Annotated in this window: 14 protein-coding genes; 9 read left to right on the top strand and 5 right to left on the bottom strand. The window is 68.5% G+C overall.

The annotated features are described in order from the left end of the window. Nucleotides 1-311: 311 nt before the first annotated feature. The 5 genes from MLE43_RS11735 (at nucleotide 312) to MLE43_RS11720 (ending at nucleotide 4,079) form a co-directional block, all read left to right on the top strand. Complete coding sequence (locus tag MLE43_RS11735) at nucleotides 312-689, top strand: hypothetical protein (protein WP_243304217.1); 378 nt, start codon at nucleotides 312-314, stop codon at nucleotides 687-689. A 48-nt stretch (nucleotides 690-737) separates the two neighbouring features. Continuing rightward, nucleotides 738-1,220 carry an energy transducer TonB gene (locus MLE43_RS15105; protein ID WP_420843198.1) on the top strand — a complete coding sequence of 161 codons (483 nt, stop codon included), beginning with the start codon at nucleotides 738-740 and terminating at the stop codon, nucleotides 1,218-1,220. A gap of 103 nt (nucleotides 1,221-1,323) precedes the next feature. Then, nucleotides 1,324-1,908 carry a hypothetical protein gene (locus MLE43_RS11730; RefSeq protein ID WP_243304216.1) on the top strand — a complete coding sequence of 195 codons (585 nt, stop codon included), beginning with the start codon at nucleotides 1,324-1,326 and terminating at the stop codon, nucleotides 1,906-1,908. A 152-nt stretch (nucleotides 1,909-2,060) separates the two neighbouring features. Continuing rightward, nucleotides 2,061-3,476, top strand: coding sequence for a hypothetical protein (locus tag MLE43_RS11725; RefSeq protein ID WP_243304920.1), 1,416 nt, complete (start codon nucleotides 2,061-2,063; stop codon nucleotides 3,474-3,476). A gap of 78 nt (nucleotides 3,477-3,554) precedes the next feature. Then, nucleotides 3,555-4,079, top strand: a complete 525-nt coding sequence (locus MLE43_RS11720) for a dihydrofolate reductase family protein (protein WP_243304215.1) — start codon at nucleotides 3,555-3,557, stop codon at nucleotides 4,077-4,079. Nucleotides 4,080-4,103: 24 nt separating this feature from the next. Here the strand turns inward: MLE43_RS11720 and MLE43_RS11715 are convergent, their stop codons facing one another. Then, nucleotides 4,104-4,556, bottom strand: a complete 453-nt coding sequence (locus MLE43_RS11715; RefSeq protein WP_243304213.1) for a DUF4437 domain-containing protein — start codon at nucleotides 4,554-4,556, stop codon at nucleotides 4,104-4,106. A gap of 182 nt (nucleotides 4,557-4,738) precedes the next feature. Between MLE43_RS11715 and MLE43_RS11710 the strand changes: the two genes are divergently transcribed. After that, complete coding sequence (locus tag MLE43_RS11710) at nucleotides 4,739-5,254, top strand: hypothetical protein (protein WP_243304210.1); 516 nt, start codon at nucleotides 4,739-4,741, stop codon at nucleotides 5,252-5,254. Here MLE43_RS11710 and MLE43_RS11705 read toward each other — a convergent pair. Then, nucleotides 5,241-6,449, bottom strand: a complete 1,209-nt coding sequence (locus MLE43_RS11705) for a hypothetical protein (RefSeq protein WP_243304209.1) — start codon at nucleotides 6,447-6,449, stop codon at nucleotides 5,241-5,243. The two genes, MLE43_RS11710 and MLE43_RS11705, sit on opposite strands and share 14 nt — an antisense overlap. A 177-nt stretch (nucleotides 6,450-6,626) precedes the next feature. Between MLE43_RS11705 and MLE43_RS11700 the strand changes: the two genes are divergently transcribed. Together MLE43_RS11700 and MLE43_RS11695 are read left to right on the top strand one after the other, a co-directional pair. Next, nucleotides 6,627-9,314: a serine/threonine-protein kinase gene (locus MLE43_RS11700; protein ID WP_243304207.1), complete on the top strand. Its 2,688-nt coding sequence runs from the start codon at nucleotides 6,627-6,629 to the stop codon at nucleotides 9,312-9,314. Nucleotides 9,315-9,376: 62 nt separating this feature from the next. Then, nucleotides 9,377-9,634 carry a hypothetical protein gene (locus MLE43_RS11695; protein WP_243304205.1) on the top strand — a complete coding sequence of 86 codons (258 nt, stop codon included), beginning with the start codon at nucleotides 9,377-9,379 and terminating at the stop codon, nucleotides 9,632-9,634. 31 nt (nucleotides 9,635-9,665) lie between these two features. On the opposite strand, the gene tolA is transcribed toward MLE43_RS11695, so the two are convergent. Together tolA and MLE43_RS11685 are read right to left on the bottom strand one after the other, a co-directional pair. Next, entirely contained in the window at nucleotides 9,666-10,481 is an 816-nt protein-coding gene (gene tolA / locus MLE43_RS11690) for a cell envelope integrity protein TolA (protein ID WP_243304203.1), read from the bottom strand. Further along, nucleotides 10,478-10,876, bottom strand: a complete 399-nt coding sequence (locus tag MLE43_RS11685) for an ExbD/TolR family protein (protein WP_243304201.1) — start codon at nucleotides 10,874-10,876, stop codon at nucleotides 10,478-10,480. Before MLE43_RS11685 ends, tolA begins: the two co-directional genes overlap by 4 nt. A 237-nt stretch (nucleotides 10,877-11,113) precedes the next feature. On the opposite strand from MLE43_RS11685, the gene MLE43_RS11680 reads away from it, so the two are divergent. Beyond that, entirely contained in the window at nucleotides 11,114-14,632 is a 3,519-nt protein-coding gene (locus MLE43_RS11680; RefSeq protein WP_243304199.1) for a serine/threonine-protein kinase, read from the top strand. Here MLE43_RS11680 and MLE43_RS11675 read toward each other — a convergent pair. Then, nucleotides 14,622-14,915, bottom strand: a complete 294-nt coding sequence (locus MLE43_RS11675) for a hypothetical protein (protein WP_243304196.1) — start codon at nucleotides 14,913-14,915, stop codon at nucleotides 14,622-14,624. The genes MLE43_RS11680 and MLE43_RS11675 overlap by 11 nt on opposite strands. Nucleotides 14,916-15,062 lie beyond the last annotated feature (147 nt).

Below are 15,062 nucleotides of genomic sequence, written 5' to 3'. Positions count from 1 at the left end.
AAGGTTCTTTATATCCAGGTCAATACTCAATTAGTGTAGGTAGTGTAGGCAAAACCAATTATTCACTTCAGTCTCATCGGCTCAAGCTACCGGCCAATTCTCACATCACAATTCGAGTCCATCTTGTCCCATCTACAACTGCTCATTGATTACCAACAAGCTTGCCTAACCCTCAGTTCAACTCGGACCCCGCCTGCAATGCCTTCCACTCTTTCTCGTCGCCTCGCTTCCTCGGCTCCGCTCATCGCCTCGGCGCAGGCGGGGCTGATTAGTTTTATTTTTTAGGCCCCGCACCAACCCAAGGAGAAGTCATGGACCAGAACCCCTATGCAGGGCCAAACGCCGTCGTCGCTGATCCCCAAGGCGAGGGTACGAACACTCAGGATGTCGCCAGGGCCCAGAGACTGTTGCTTCTGAGCATTCTCGCGAGCCTTGTGGGCAACATTCTGATGAAGACAGACACCTTGATCGGTCTGCTGGTCATTCCTGTGGCATTGGCAGTCGCTGTATTCAGCATCTGGTGCGTCTACAAACTCTGCAAGGCGCTGTCATTGGGCCCAGTTCTCTGGATCATCGCCATGTTCATCCCCCTTATCAACTTGATTTGCCTTGTTATTCTCAATCAGAAGGCCACCACTTACCTCAAGAGCCAGGGCCTCAAGGTCGGTCTGCTGGGTGCAAAAGTCTAAGTGCGGTCCCATCGGCCTAACCCTGAGTTCAACTCAGACCCCGCCTGCATGGCCTTCCGCTCTCTCCCAGCTTCCCGCTTCCTCAGCTCTGCTCAGCGCCTCGGTGCAGGCGGGGTCGGTTCGCTTCGTCCGTTAGGTGCCACATTTTTCGGATTCATCATGAAAACAACCATGATTCTCTTCTCCCTTATGGCTATTGGTTGTAGTAAGACCGACACGGAACCTGCGCCCGCCCGAGGATCAATGGTAATCGAGAAACATTTTTCTCAAGTAGTCGTGAGATTCCAACCTCCGGCGCCTCTATATCCGGAGGGCGCAAAAGCAACACACATTCAGGGAACGGTGGTCGTCGAGCTCATCATTGATCCAGATGGCATCCCATCACGTGCAACGACTCTCTCTGGGCCAGTAGAACTGGCTCCAACCTCCGAATCGTATGCCATGACTTGGCGATTTGCGCCCACCCTTATCAAAGGCGTACCACAATTCACCAAAACCCAGATCATTTTCCCCTTTAAGCTGCCCCGGTAACCGCCTAATTCTCCACTCAACCCGGGTTCCGCCTGCACGGCATTTCGCGCGCTCTCTCTCAACTGCACGCTTCCTCGGCTCCGTTCATCGCCTCGGTGCAGGCGTGGCCGCTTGGCTTCATTCGTCAGGAAGCCTTTCCAAGGTTCCGGGTTTCACGATCAAAGGTGCCTCATTGAGAGAAAATCCACCCATCATGGTGATCTCCGAAGAAACACCCGAAAGCGTGACGTTCCGGTTCAAAGGAAATCGCTGGGCGGTGGCGACGCTGCTTCCAGGCGTCGCCCTGCTCTGGTTGGTCAGGAACCTTTACCTCTCCAATCATTCTGCCCATTGGCTCCTGGCCGTCGTCGGGCTGTTCGGACTGCTTCTTGTCTATTCGAGCATCTACAGCGCCACGGCCGATCAATGGTTAACCGCTTCCAGCCATCCCAAGGTGATTCAATTTCACAAGAAGAATCTGTATGGCCTCGTTGAATGGAGAAGGCCTTCGGAGGCCTTTCAAGCCATCAAAGTCGGGAGATACGGAAGGTCCTCCAATTGGCAGATCGCCCTGGTTTGCCGTGATGGGCTCGAGTTATATCTCGGTGAAAACGCCTTTGGCGCTTTCACCCACGAGCGAGCCATGAACATCGCCATGAAAGTCAGCAGCAGAACTGGAATCATGGTGGAATCCACCGCCCAGAGATAACGGCCCTGCCTGGCCTTCTGCTCCATTCGGGCCCCGCCTGAAACACCTTCCGCCCTCTCCATCTTTTGTTTTCCCGGCCTCGTTCTCGGCCTCGAGGCCGGTGTGGCCGGATCGCTTCCCTCGTTGGTCTCCACTTCAAGCAAGGAACTCCCGTGAATCCAGTCCAAGCTGTGTCCCAGGCCGCCCCCCGGCTTCTCTGCGCCTTCGGCCTCGCGGCCCTGATCGCCTGTGGGGGCGGGGGTGGCGGCGCGTCGAGTGCGGGAACGCCCGCCCCCGGAACGGATCCCGCGCCTCCTGCCTCCACGGAGTATTGGGCCAAGACCCTGGGCGGATCACAGGCCGATTCGCTCTACCTGATCATTCCCACCGCCGACGGCAAGCTGCTCATGGGCGGCGTCACCCAAAGCTTCGGTGCCGGGGGGACGGACGTCTGGCTGGTGAAGGCCGGTCTCGATGGCGCCCTGGTGTCCCAGTTCGCCTATGGGGGGGCGGGGGAGGACAAGGTCTATGACCTTCGGGCGACGCCCGACGGCGGCTACCTCCTGGCGGGGAGCACCACCTCCTTCGGCGCGAGCGGGACTCAAGGATGGGTCGTGAAACTCAACGCCGACTTGAGCATCCAGTGGGAGCGCCGCCATGCTCCGGAAAGCGGGTATCAGAGTTCCGTCTTCACAGCCGCGGTTCCCACCGGGCAGCACATCGGCGTGCTGGGCTTCCAGTCGACCACCAGCATGGACCGGGGCCTCCTCCTCGATCTGAATGCGGACGGTTCCCTCAACGGTCAAGTCGGATTGAATGGGAATGGACACGACGGCCCAGGGTTCACGAGGGTGGCTTCGGCGTGCAAGACGCCGGACGGCGGGATCGCCTTGGCTGGAGATGCCGACCTGATGCTGTCCGTCTACCATCGGGGCGGATGGTTCGCCCGGATCGCTCCGGACTTGAAGACCGTGACCTGGAGCAACTGGATCGGCGGGAGCAGCTCCTCCTCTTCCTTCGCCATCATCCGCCCGACGTCCGACAACGGCTTCATCCTGGCGGGCCAGTCCCCCGATTCGATCGGGTTCACGGATCCCTGGTTCGTCAAAATCGGTGAAACCGGCCTGACGGCCTGGCAGAACGGGATTGGCGGGTCAGGCTGGAATTCAGCCCTCGATATCCAGGAGCTTCCCAATGGGCATTTCCAGTTGCTGGGATCGACCAGCGCCTTCGGCGCTGGCAGCTATGACCTTTGGCTGATCGATCTGATGGCCAGCGGCGCGGTGCAATGGCAGAAGACCCTGGGGACCACGGCCAGCGAAGGCTTTTTTGGCGCCGCCCTTCACAGCGATCCATCCACCGGCGCCGCCTACCTCGTCTCGGACCGGACCGCAGCCGGGTCGGCCAGCAGCGACGCCTGGTTCTTGAAGGTCAAGCCAGGCGGCATCTGCCCTCCGCTCGATGCCGTGTCCAGCGGCTATGCCTACAGCACCGGCAAGCTGCCCACCTCCCTTGCCCTCTCCACGCCGGCCTTGAACGGAACGCTCACGCCGACAGCCGCCACCCGGACCCCCATCGGCACCCCCTGAAGGCCCTTCACGCGACTTCGCTGAGCCGAATCCGGTCACTTTCACCCGCCCCGCGCCACCCAAGGGTGGGAGGGCCTGATGACGGTGTCCGTCTTTGTGGGGGCGAGCGTGGACGGGTTCATCGCGCGCCTGAACCACGACCTCGACTGGCTGCCGGAGGGAGGCGGGGAACCCCATGGCTACGAGGAGTTCCTGGCGGGCATCGATGCCCTGGTCATCGGCCGCAGGACCTTCAAGAAAGTCCTGACCTTCGAACCCTGGCCCTACGGTACCAAGCGGGTGGTGGTGCTGAGCGGCCAGCCGCTCCGGCTGCCGAGCTCCATCGGCAGCGCGGTGGAGCAGATGGCGGGCTCGCCGGCGGAGATCGTGGCCCGGCTGGCGGTGCGCGGGGCCACGAACCTGTATGTCGACGGCGGCATCACCATTCAGCGGTTCCTGCGGGCGGGGCTGGTGGACCGCCTCATCATCACCCGGGTTCCGGTGCTGATCGGCGAGGGCATCCCGCTCTTCAGCACCCTGCCGCACGACCTCCGCCTGCATCACGTCGCCACCCGGTCCTTCCCGAGCGGCCTGGTCCAGAGCGAGTACCAGGTGCTCCGCTGACCGGGTGGCGCGCTGCGGGTCGGACTAGTGCCCCGCCGGCTTGTTGTCGTACTTGCCCGACTGCTCGACGTAGACCACGGCTCCGTCCGGCTGGCTGTTGGAGTGGGGGTGGTTCGCCGGGATGAAGACATACGAGCCGGGCCCATAGGGTTGCTCGTGGTCGGGGTCGCTTCCGTATCGGAAGGTGCCCGACACCACGACGAGCCTCAGGGCGCTGGAGTGGGCGTGGACGCCGCTCTTGCTGGCCACGGGGAACTTGACGAAGCCGTGCCAGGCCCCCTTGGCGTGGTGGCCCTCGACATCGGCCACCATCACGCCGACGCCCTTGGCCGCCAGGTCCTCCCAGGAAAGCTGGTCGGCGGCGAGGGCGACGGCCTTGCCGGGCGCTTCGCCGGCGTGGGCGCTGGGCGCAAGGGCCAGGGCCCCGGCCAGCAAGGCCGAGGGAAGCACGAACAGCCTTGAAGGTGATATCCGCATTGCCTCCTCCTTGTAGAAAGCCCGCATCGGGCTGTCAGACGATAGCCCCCCGTCTTGCCTGTTGCAACAAGCAGTTCGCCGGCGGCAGAGGCCGGCCTGCCGGCCCGGCGTAGGGTATTGTCAGAACCTCTAAACCCATCCCGGGCTTGGAGCATCCAAGAGATGGATGTGCGGAGGTGCCCATGCTGCCCGGTCTGCTGCTGCTTCCCATGGTGGTCCTCCAGGCCCCGGCGCCCCTGCCGGTGGTGGAGGCCAAGGACCTGCCCAAGGCCCCGCGGGGGCCCATGGTGCCGCATCGCCCGGATGTCGCCGCGGAGGCGAGCATCACGGGGGAGACCCGCCGGGCCGCCCGGAGGGGGCCGTCCATTCCGGCGCTGCAGCTGCCGGCCGGCAGTGTCCGGGTGACGGACAAGGTCCCGGACATCAGCGGCTGGCGGGCCTACGCCATCGAGGTGCCGGCGGGCGGCAAGGTGAAGGTGCACGTGGTGGAGGGCCGGAAGGCCTGGTTCCGGGTGCTGGGCGTGAACGCCTGGGGGCGGGACGAGCCCGGGCTGCTCCAGAACCGGATCGCCACCGGCGAACCCCAGGCCACCTACGAGAACCCCACGAAGGAGACGCGCACCATCTACTTCATCGTGGACACCCTGGACGCCAACATGATCGGCGAACCCTTCACGCTGGAGGTCACCCGGGGTTAGGGCTGGCTTTCGGCGGATCGCCGGGCAGGTGCTGGAACCGGAGGGGCAGGGCGTCGTGGAAGGCCTTCTTCAGCGGCGCGGGGGCTTGGCTCCAGGCCTTCAGGGCCGCGGCGCGGGTGGGGTAGGCGCCGTAGCAGGCCTGCCACCAGCGGAAGCCGTCCGGGCGCACATAGGGCAGCACGAGGACATCCGCGGCTTTGGGCCCCGCGGCCCGGGCCACCTGCTTGAGACCGTCGGCGCGGCCGGAGACCACGAGGCGGAGGGTCCAGGAACCCTGGGGCGCGGCGGCCCGCCGGGCGGCGCCCCGGTGCAGGGCCTCCTGCAGGTCCAGGTGCTCCAGGGGCTTCGCGGCCTCCTCGGGATCGGCGAGGTCCTTCTCCGTGAGGACCCGGCGCGGGGCCTCCACCTGGACCTCGACGCTGCGGGAGGAGCCGCCCATGAGGTTGCTGACGCTCAGCGTGTACACCGTGGTCTTGTCCGGGACCACGGCGATGCTGGACTGGCCGTCCAGTTCCAGGCCGCCGGGTTCCAGGCGCACCTTGGCGTCGCCCTGGCAGATCCACCTCAGGTCCACCTGCTCCCCGGGCTTCACCACGGTGCGGCTGGCCTCGAAGGTGCAGACGCTGGCCATGGGGGTCTTGGTGGCCGCCAGGGCGCGGTGGCCCAGCACGGCCACCTCCACGGTGCGGCTCTGGCCGCCGGCGGCGTTGTTGGCGGTGATGGTGTAGCGGGTGCTCTCCAGGGGCGTGACGGTCACTTCGCTCTTGCCGTCGAGCTCCAGCCCGCCGGGCTCCAGGCGCACCTTGGCGCTGCCGGCGCACTCCCACTTGAGCACCACCGGATCGCCCGGCAGCACGGCCTTGGCGCTGGCGTCGAAGGCGCAGATGCGGGCGGCCTCGCCCAGCGGCAGCCCCGGAGTGACGCGCACCTCCGCGTGGCCGAGCTCGGCGCCGCCGGAGCTGGCATCGAAGACGCGGTAGGTCGTCGTGTAGGCCGGCCGCACCGTCACCTGGGAGCGCCCCGGCAGGATCATGCCGCCGGGTTCCAGCCGCACCTGGGGCGTCTGGGCGCAGGTCCAGGCGAGCAGCACCGACTCGCCGGGGCGCACCTCTCTGGGCTCGGCGGTGACGACCGCAAGGGCGGCAGGGGTCGGAGCCTGGGCGTAGAGGGCCACCAGGGGCAGGAGGGGATGCATTCAGGGAGTGTACCGCTGGAAGGCCTGCGTCGAGGCAGCAGCTGTGCCGATGTCGAAAACATGGAATATGGACAGGGGTTGTAGACTTTTTGCGACTATCACCACTTCCTGAAAGGATGGGCCCATCGCCCGGGCGGGATGGTCAGTCCAGCTGGCGTCCCGTTCCAGCAACCTCCCATGGCACTCCAGACTGCCAGTCCGCTTCAGCCCGGCGATGTGGTCGGCCGCTACCGGGTGGAGGCTTTTGTGGCCGAAGGCGGCATGGGGCGGGTCTACCGGGCCTGGGACGGCTCGCTGGAGCGCCGCGTCGCGCTGAAGACCATCCGCACGGACCACGCCAGCCAGCAGGCGGCCCTCAGCCGGTTCCAGCGCGAGGCCCAGATCCTGGCCAAGCTCGACCACGGCGGCATCTGCCACGTGTACGACTGGCTGGACCACCACGGAACCCTGGTCATGGCCATGGAGTGGGTGGAGGGCACGCCCCTCTCGACGCTGCTGGAGCAGGGCCCCCTGCCGCTGCCGAAGGCGATCCGGCTGCTCCGGGAGGTGGCCCTCGCCCTGGCGGCGGCCCACGCCAAGGGCGTCATCCACCGGGATCTGAAGCCGTCGAACATCCTGATCACGCCCGAGGGCTCGGCCAAGCTCCTGGATTTCGGCTTGGCCAAGGACTTCGAGGGGGCGCCCGAGGACAACTGGGTCACGCGGTCCACACGGCCCGAGGACGAGGCCACCACCGTGACGAGCCCGGGTTCCCGGGGGTCGCTCACCCAGCCCGGCACGGTCATGGGGACCCGGGGGTTCATCGCCCCGGAACTGCTGCTGGGGGAGAAGGCCACGGCGGCCACGGATATGTACGCGCTCGGGGTGGTCGCCTCCCTGGCGCTGGCAGGCGATCCGCCCCCCGCGAAGGACCGCACGCCGATCCCCTGGACCCGGCGGGTACTCAAGTGGCGATCGAGCCAGGGCCAGCATGCCCATGGGCATGCCCCGGGACCTCACGCCCTGCGCGTGCTGGTGGACCGCCTGCTGTCCATGGATCCGGACGCCCGCCCCGGCGCCCAGGAAGTGGTCGAGCGGCTGGATCAGCTCCAGGCGCCGGCCTCCCCGGTGTGGTGGGCCGCCGCCACGGCGGCCGTCACGCTGGCCCTGGCGGGGGTTGGCACCTGGGCCTACGGCCGGGGGGTGCTGCCGGAGTTCTCGGCCTCGCATCAGGCCCGGCTGGTGGTGGTGCCGATCCGGAACTTCACGCCCGATCCGGGGCTGACGCCCCAGGCGGAGATCACCACCACGGACCTGCTGGAGCATGTCCTGCGCAGCTTCCCGCAGGTGAAGGTCGTGCAGGATCGGGAGCCCGGGGAGGTCCGCCCCCTGGCGGCGGCCGCGGGGAACGAGGCCGCCCTCGTCCGGCGTCTGGTGGTCCGGACCGGCGCGGACCTGGTGATGCAGGGGGAGTTGGCCGCGGTTCCGGACTCCGCGGCGCCCGTGCTCCGGCTGAGGCTGCTGGATCGGCAGGGCCGTCTGAGGGCGAGCCGGGAGTTCCGCGCCCCCACGCCGAACTTCGAGCCCAACCTGGCGGTGCCCGCCGTGCTGAAGGAACTGAACCGGACCCTGTCGCCCCTGGGCCGGTCGCCGGAGTTCCCCCCCATGCCCCCGGCGGAGGCCCTCGAGGCCTATGGGATGGGCCGGGACCTGGTCCGGCACGGGGACTCGCTGCGGGCCCTGCCGTTCCTGGAGCGGGCGGCGCTGCTGGCGCCGCGCTTCGCCCCGGGCGTGCGGACCTACGGCTCGACGCTGTACGGCCGGGGAGATCCCCGGGCGCTGTCCACGCTCATGTGGGCCGTGGCCACTGCCCGCGAATCGAGGGACCGCTACTCCGAAGCCGAAGGCCTGATCGGGCTGGCGCTCCTGGCCCGGCGGACGGACCGGACCTCCGATGCCGAGGTCCCGCTGCTCGAGCAGGCCCTGGAACTGGGCCGGGCCACAAAGGACACGGACCTCCAGGCGAAGATCCTGAACGAGCTCGGCGCCCATTGGATCCACCGGGAGGACTGGGCCGCAGCGGAACGGGCGCTCAGGCCGGCGCTGGAGATGGTGACGGCCACGGGGAACCGGCAGCTGCGGACCCAGATCCTGGTGAACCTGGGCAACCGGTCCAAGTACCTGGGCCGCACCCAGGACGCCCGCGCCTTCTATCAGGACGCCTTCGCCGATGCGAGCGCGACCGAGAGCCCCCTGAACCGCGCCCTCACCCAGACCAACCTGGCCCTGCTCGACCTCGAGGAGGGCCGGGCCGGTCCCGCGGAGAAGACCTTCCTGGAAGTCCTCCGGCTGCGCCGGGAGCTGGGGGATGCCGAAGGCGGGTGCCGGACGCTGCTGCTCCTGGGCATCGCGGCCCACATGAAGGGCGACTTCGACCTGGCGGCCGCCCGGTACGAGGAGCTCCTGGAGGACACGCGAAAGCACGACTTCCTGCTGATCCAGGGGCGGGCCCTCTACCGGCTGGGAGACCTCCTGCGGGCACGCGGCCGGCTGCCCGCCGCGACCATCCGCCTGCTGGAGGCCACAGCCCTCCTGGCGAAGAAGGGCACTGTGCAGAACCGGGCCGAGGCGCTGGCGGCGCTGGCCGAGTGCCGGGCCCGGCAGCGGGACCTGCCGGAGGCCGAGCGCCTGCTGGAGGAAGCCCGCGGCCTCGCGGGCGACCGCCCCCAGATCTGGCGGGCCCGGGCCTGGGTGCTGCACCTGCGGGGCCGTGACAAGGAGGCCCAGGAGGCCCTGGCTGCGGCTCTGGCCAGTCCCCGGAGCGAGGATTCCGAACACCGCGAGGAAGTCCTTTCGCTGGTCTCCAGCTGGCGGAAGCGCTCTTGAACCGTTTTCCCCGGGCCGGTCCGCTCGGCCCATCGCCCTCAACCGCTCTGAAGGGAGCCGCCATGCACAACCTGAAATACGCAGGGAAACGCCTCGCCAAGCCCTCGCGGCACTGGGTCTTCACCAACCCGGAGGTGAGGCATTCGATCCACTTCAAGGCCGACAAAAAATGGGAGCTGACCGGGCACGATGCCAAGGGCCTCAAGATCCTGCTGCCCATGCCGGCGGGCGAATTCACCCTCGATTTCCCGGTTCAGTCCTTGAACCTGGCCGAGATGATCATCGACCCGGATCCCGGTGGGGGCACGGTCATCCCCTAGGCGTGAACCCGGCGCCCCAAGGCGCGCTGGTTCAGTTCCCGAGGTAGGTGAACCAGAAGCGCACGCCCAGGTACGAGCCGTCGTAGCCCTCCGGCAGGCGCTGGAGGGGGGCGGCGCGCAGGACGGCCATGCGGGCGCTCTCGTCCATGGCGGCGTTGCCGCTGGGGATCTCCACCCGCACGCGGTCGAGGCTGCCGTCCCGGGCGATGCGGAAGTAGATCTGCACGCGGCCCTGGGTGCTCGACACCCGGTTCCAGTTCGAGGTGATGCGGGCCTGGACCTGCTGCAGGTACCACACGAAGGGGAAGTTGCCGTCCACGCCCCCCACGAGGCCCACGCCGCCCTGGACACCGGAGGTGGGGTTCAGGCCCGGGATGCCGGAGCCTGCCCCGAAGGCCGCGCCGTTGCCGGAGCCCACGGCGCCGGCCACGGGGTTGGCAGTGGCGGTCTTGCCCTTGGCGGCGGTGGTGCCGGTGCCCTGGCTGGTGGCGTCCTTGCTGTCGCCCTTGGCGGCGGACTTGGTCGTCTTCGCTGCGAAGGGGTCCGGGGCCGTGGCGGAGGGCGAGGTGCTGCGGACCGGCGCCACCTCCTCCACGCGGCGCAGGCGCTCGCCGGTCTTGCCCACCTCCATGGCTTCGGAGCCACCGGACTGGCCACCCATGGCCGCGGGCAGGTTCACCCAGGTGACCTTGACCTCCTCGGTCGGCGTCGGGCCGCCCCCCCGGTGCCAGAAGAAGGCGATGCCGACGGTCAGGTGGAGGGCCAGGCTCAGGGCCAGACCCGGCCCCCAGCGGAGCTCGCCGAGGTGGGCGCGGCTGCGGAGGTAGGCCTGGAGGTCCTGGCTCATTTCGCTTCGGTCGGCGGGGCGGCGATGGGCGCGGCGGCGGTGACGAAGCCCACCTGGGTGAAGCCCGCATCCCGGATGGCGTCCACCACCTGGATGACCCGGCCGTAGGGCACGTTGTGGTCGGCCCGCACCAGCACGGGGCGCTTGCCGCCGCTCTGGGCCTTGGCCTTCAGCTGGTTGGCGAGGACGGGCAGGGCCATGAAGACCTGGTCGAACTGCAGGCGGCCGTCGAAGGTGATGCTCACCGTGAGGGCCTCGCTCTCCAGGTTCCGGCCCGTGCGGCTCTCCGGCAGCTTCACATCCACGCCCGTCAGCATCATGGGCGCCGCAATCATGAAGATGATCAGCAGCACCAGCATCACGTCGATGAGCGGCGTCATGTTGATGTCGGCCATGGCGCCGCGCCTGCTGCCTGGAGTGAATGACACGGGTACCTCGCTCGGGGAGGCACCAGTTTAGCGCGGAGTGGCCCGGCCTCTGGACGGCCGCCCGGGTCGTGCGAATCCGCGGTAGGCTACCTTAATATCGTAAATTGACAAGTTGACTGTTGATGGCAAGCGGATCTACCGTGCCATAATTCGGTTCTGGATAGCGGTCTCCGCCGCCAACCTCTCGTCCCGGGAGCTGAGCAGATGGAAGAAGACCCGAAGGCGCGCGACCTGGATCCGGGGCTGTCCCGGGCCGAGACCCTGGCGGGCGGGGCCGCCGATTCCGGAAGCGGCCCCACGCTGGGGACACCCCTCCGGCCCTCGGCCAGATCCGCAGATCCCGGCTTTCCGGTGCCGGCCTGGGACCGCTACGAATGCCTGGGCTTCCTGGGTCAGGGCGGCATGGGCAAGGTGTTCCACTGCCGCGACCGGCGCCTGGGCCGCGAGGTGGCCATCAAGTTTGTGCGCCTCGACGACGACCGCTACGTCGCGCGGTTCATGCTGGAGGCCCGGGCCCAGGCCCGCGTGGACCACGACCATGTCTGCAAGGTCTTCGAGGTGGGCGAGGTGGAGGGCCGGGTCTTCATCGCCATGCAGTATGTGGCGGGGCTTCCCTTCGACGCCGCGGCGAAGGACCTGTCGCTGGAGCAGAAGGTGATGGTGCTGCGGGACGCGGCCCTGGGCGTCCAGGAAGCCCATCGCGTGGGGATCATCCACCGGGACCTCAAGCCCTCCAACATCATGGTGGAGCGCGTGGCGGACGGCTCCCTGCGCACCTTCGTCATGGACTTCGGCCTCGCGCGGGAGTGGAACCAGGACCTCACGGAGACGGGCTCGGTGCTGGGCACGCCCGCCTACATGTCGCCGGAGCAGGCCCGGGGCGAGGTCTCGCGCCTGGACCGCCGCACGGACATCTACAGCCTGGGCGCCACGCTCTACCACATGGCCACGGGCCGTCCGCCGGTCGGCGGTTCCAATCCCCTGGAGGTCCTGGGCGCCATCGCCTCCGAGGACATCCAGCCCATGCGCGGGCCCGGCCTGGACATCCCCCGGGACCTGGAAGCCATCACGCTCAAGTGCCTCGAGAAGGACCGCGCGCGGCGCTACGAATCGGCGCGCGCCCTCGCCGATGACCTCGACCGGTTCCTGGCGGCGGATCCGGTGCTGGCCCGGCCCACGGGGCTCTGGTACCGCCTCCAGCGCAAGGTCCGCAAGCACCGGCAGCTCAGCGCTGTGGGCGCCGCGGCGCTGCTGGTGGTGCTGGTGGCCCTGGGCGTGGCGGTGAAGACCCGGCGCGACGCCGGGCGCCGGGAGCGGCTCGCCCAGCAGTTCACCGAGGCCACGGGCCGCATCGATGCCATGGCCCGCTACTCCGCGCTGTCGCCGCCCCACGACATCCGGCCCGACCTCCAGGCCGTGCGGGATCAGATGGCCCAGCTCCAGGCTGACATGGCCCGGGCCGGCGCCATCGCCAACGGGCCCGGCCACTACGCGCTGGGCCGGGGCCACTGGACCCTGGACGACACGGAGAAGGCCCGGGAGCACCTGCAGATGGCCTGGGACGCCGGCTACCGCGAGCCGCGCGTGGCCTACGCCCTGAGCCTCGCCCTGGGCCGGCAGTTCCGGGACCAGTTCCTGGAGGCGGAGCGCATCGTCTCCAAGGATCAGCGGGAGGCCCGCCTGCGGGAGGTGGAACGCACGCTGCGCGATCCGGCCCTCGCCTACCTCCGCCAGGCCAAGGGTGCGGACGTCCCCTCGCCCGCCTATGTGGAGGCGCTCCTGGCCTTCTACGAGGGACGCCTGGACGAGGCCCTGGTCCGCCTCAAGGCCCTGGGCACCGAGCTGCCCTGGTTCTACGAGGCGCCCCTGCTGCGCGGCTCCCTCCTGCAGGCCCGGGCTTGGCAGAAGTGGAACCAGGGCGACCGGGAGGGGGCCCGTGAGGATTTCGCCGAAGGCCGCCAGGCCCTGCAAGCCGCCGCCATCACCGGGCGCAGCGTGCCCGCGGTGTACGCCGCGGCCGCCGATCTGGAGAACAACGCCTTCTTCATGGAGAAGTACGGGCAGGGGGATGTCCAGGGGCCCTTCGACCGCGGCATGCAGGCCCTGGCCGCGGCCCTCCGCCTCCAGCCGGACCATGCCCCGTCGCTGATCCTCGCCGCGGGGCTGCAGGGGAACCTCGCGGACACGCGGGCCCTCCGCGGGGAGGACGCCCAAGCGCTCGCGGGTGAGGCGGTGGCCTCGGCCTGGCAGGCGGTGAGTGCGGGCCCGGCCCGCGCGGATGCCCGGGTGGCCCTGGGCAAGGCCTACTACGCGCTGGGGAACGTGCGCCTCCTGCGCAACCTGGACCCCACGGAGGCTCTGTCGCGGGGGCTCGCGGCCTTCGGCGGGCTGTCGGCGGAGAAGCGCGACTATGCGGTCTGGAACCACCTCGGCATGGTGAACCAGACGCTGGCCCAGTTCGAAGGCAGCCGGGGGCAGGATCCTTCGGCCCAGTTCAGCGCGGCCATCGAGAGTTTCGGCACGGCCACGCGGATGGAGCCCCATCTTCTCCCCGCCTGGATCAACCTCGGCGCCTGCCTCGAACAGCGGGCGAGGCTGCCCAGGGCCGCCCAGCCTGAGGCCGATCTCCGGGCCGCCGTCGAAGCCCTGGAGCGCGCCCGCAGCCTGAACCCGAAGCACTTCGTCCCCTACTTCATGCTCGGGAAGGTGCACTACGCCCAGGCCCTCCGCGCCCGGGCCAAGGGTGAGGATCCCCGGCCGTCCCTGCTGCGTTCCCGCGACCTGAACCACCAGGGGCTGGCCATCAATGCCACCAGTCCCCATCTCCACAACGGGGAGGGCATCGCCCTGTCCGAACTGGCCCGGGAGGCCTGGGAGCGGGGCGAGGATCCGGCCCAGTGGAGCACCGAGGCCAAGGCCTGCTTCCGGCGGGCGATCCAGGTGGCCCCGGCCCAGTCCTACGGCTACCTGAACCTCTCGGACCAACTCATCACGGAGAGCCAGTGGCTCGCCGCCCCCCGGATTCTCGCGGAGGCCGAGGCCGTGGTGCGGAGGGGCCGCCAGGTGGCGCCGGGAGACCAGGGACTCCTGGACAATGCCGGCCATTGCAGCGCGGTCCGCGTGGCCTGGGCCGTGGCCTCGGGGGCGGATCCCCGCGCCCAGGTGCGAACGGGCGAGGCGCTCCTCGCCCAGTCGCTGGCCCTGGACCCCAAGAATCACGACACCTGGCAGTACCTGGGGACGCTCCGGGCCGCCCATGCCCGGTGGAAGGCCACCTGGTCCCAGGCGACGGAGGCGGATTTCGCCGCCGCCCGGGATGCCTTCGACCATGCCCTGGCGGCTGATCCAGCCTCTCAGGAATCGCTGCTCGCCCTGGGGCAGCTCTGGCGTGCCCAGGCCGAGTGGGAACTGGCCCGCGGACAGAATGCGAGCAGGGCCCTGGCCGAAGGGAGCGCCCGGGCCGAAGCCCTCCTCCAGGCCCGTCCCGAGTGGGCCGAGGCCCTGGCTTTGAAAGGCACGCTTCGTTTGCTCGAGGCCGAAGCGGAACCCCGGGGGACGCGCCGCAGGAAGGGGCAGGAGGCACTGAAGGAACTCGCCGCCTGCGGAGGCGCCAACCCGCACCTCGCACGGACTTTGGCGCCCTGGATGGAGCGGGCCCGGCGACTGGAGCGCGGCGACGCCGCACCGCTCCAGCCGTCGGGCCCGGTGGGTCTCAGCCGGTGACGTTGATCGTGCCGCTGTCCTTGGTCGCCCTGGGCGAAGCGGGCAGCGACACGATGTAACTCCCATCCGTGGCCGTTCCCAGGACCTGGTAGATGTTCGTTCCGCTCGTGCTGGCGTCCACCTCGCAGGTGTCCACACCGAAGAGCGCGGAGCTGCTGAGGGTCACCGAACTGGGTGCGCCCTGGCCGCTCTGCACGAAGTGCACCGAGTCCTGGTTCTTGTTCACCGACAGGTCCTTCGGATTGAACCCGTCGGATTTGACGTTCATCTGCTTGGTGGCCATGGGGCCTCCAGAGGAAGGGGTGGGGTAGATGCCAGAGGCCCAGGTCGGACCCTGGCTGATCGGGAGTGGCCTCATAGCCTAGTCGTGTCATGGAATAAATCGCAATTGTTTAATAAAAAAGTTTCTTTATATGGCGAGGTGGCAGGC

Source organism: Geothrix oryzisoli, assembly GCF_022808865.1.
Lineage (GTDB): Bacteria > Acidobacteriota > Holophagae > Holophagales > Holophagaceae > Geothrix > Geothrix oryzisoli.
This window is presented reverse-complemented; position numbering and strand designations above follow the sequence as displayed.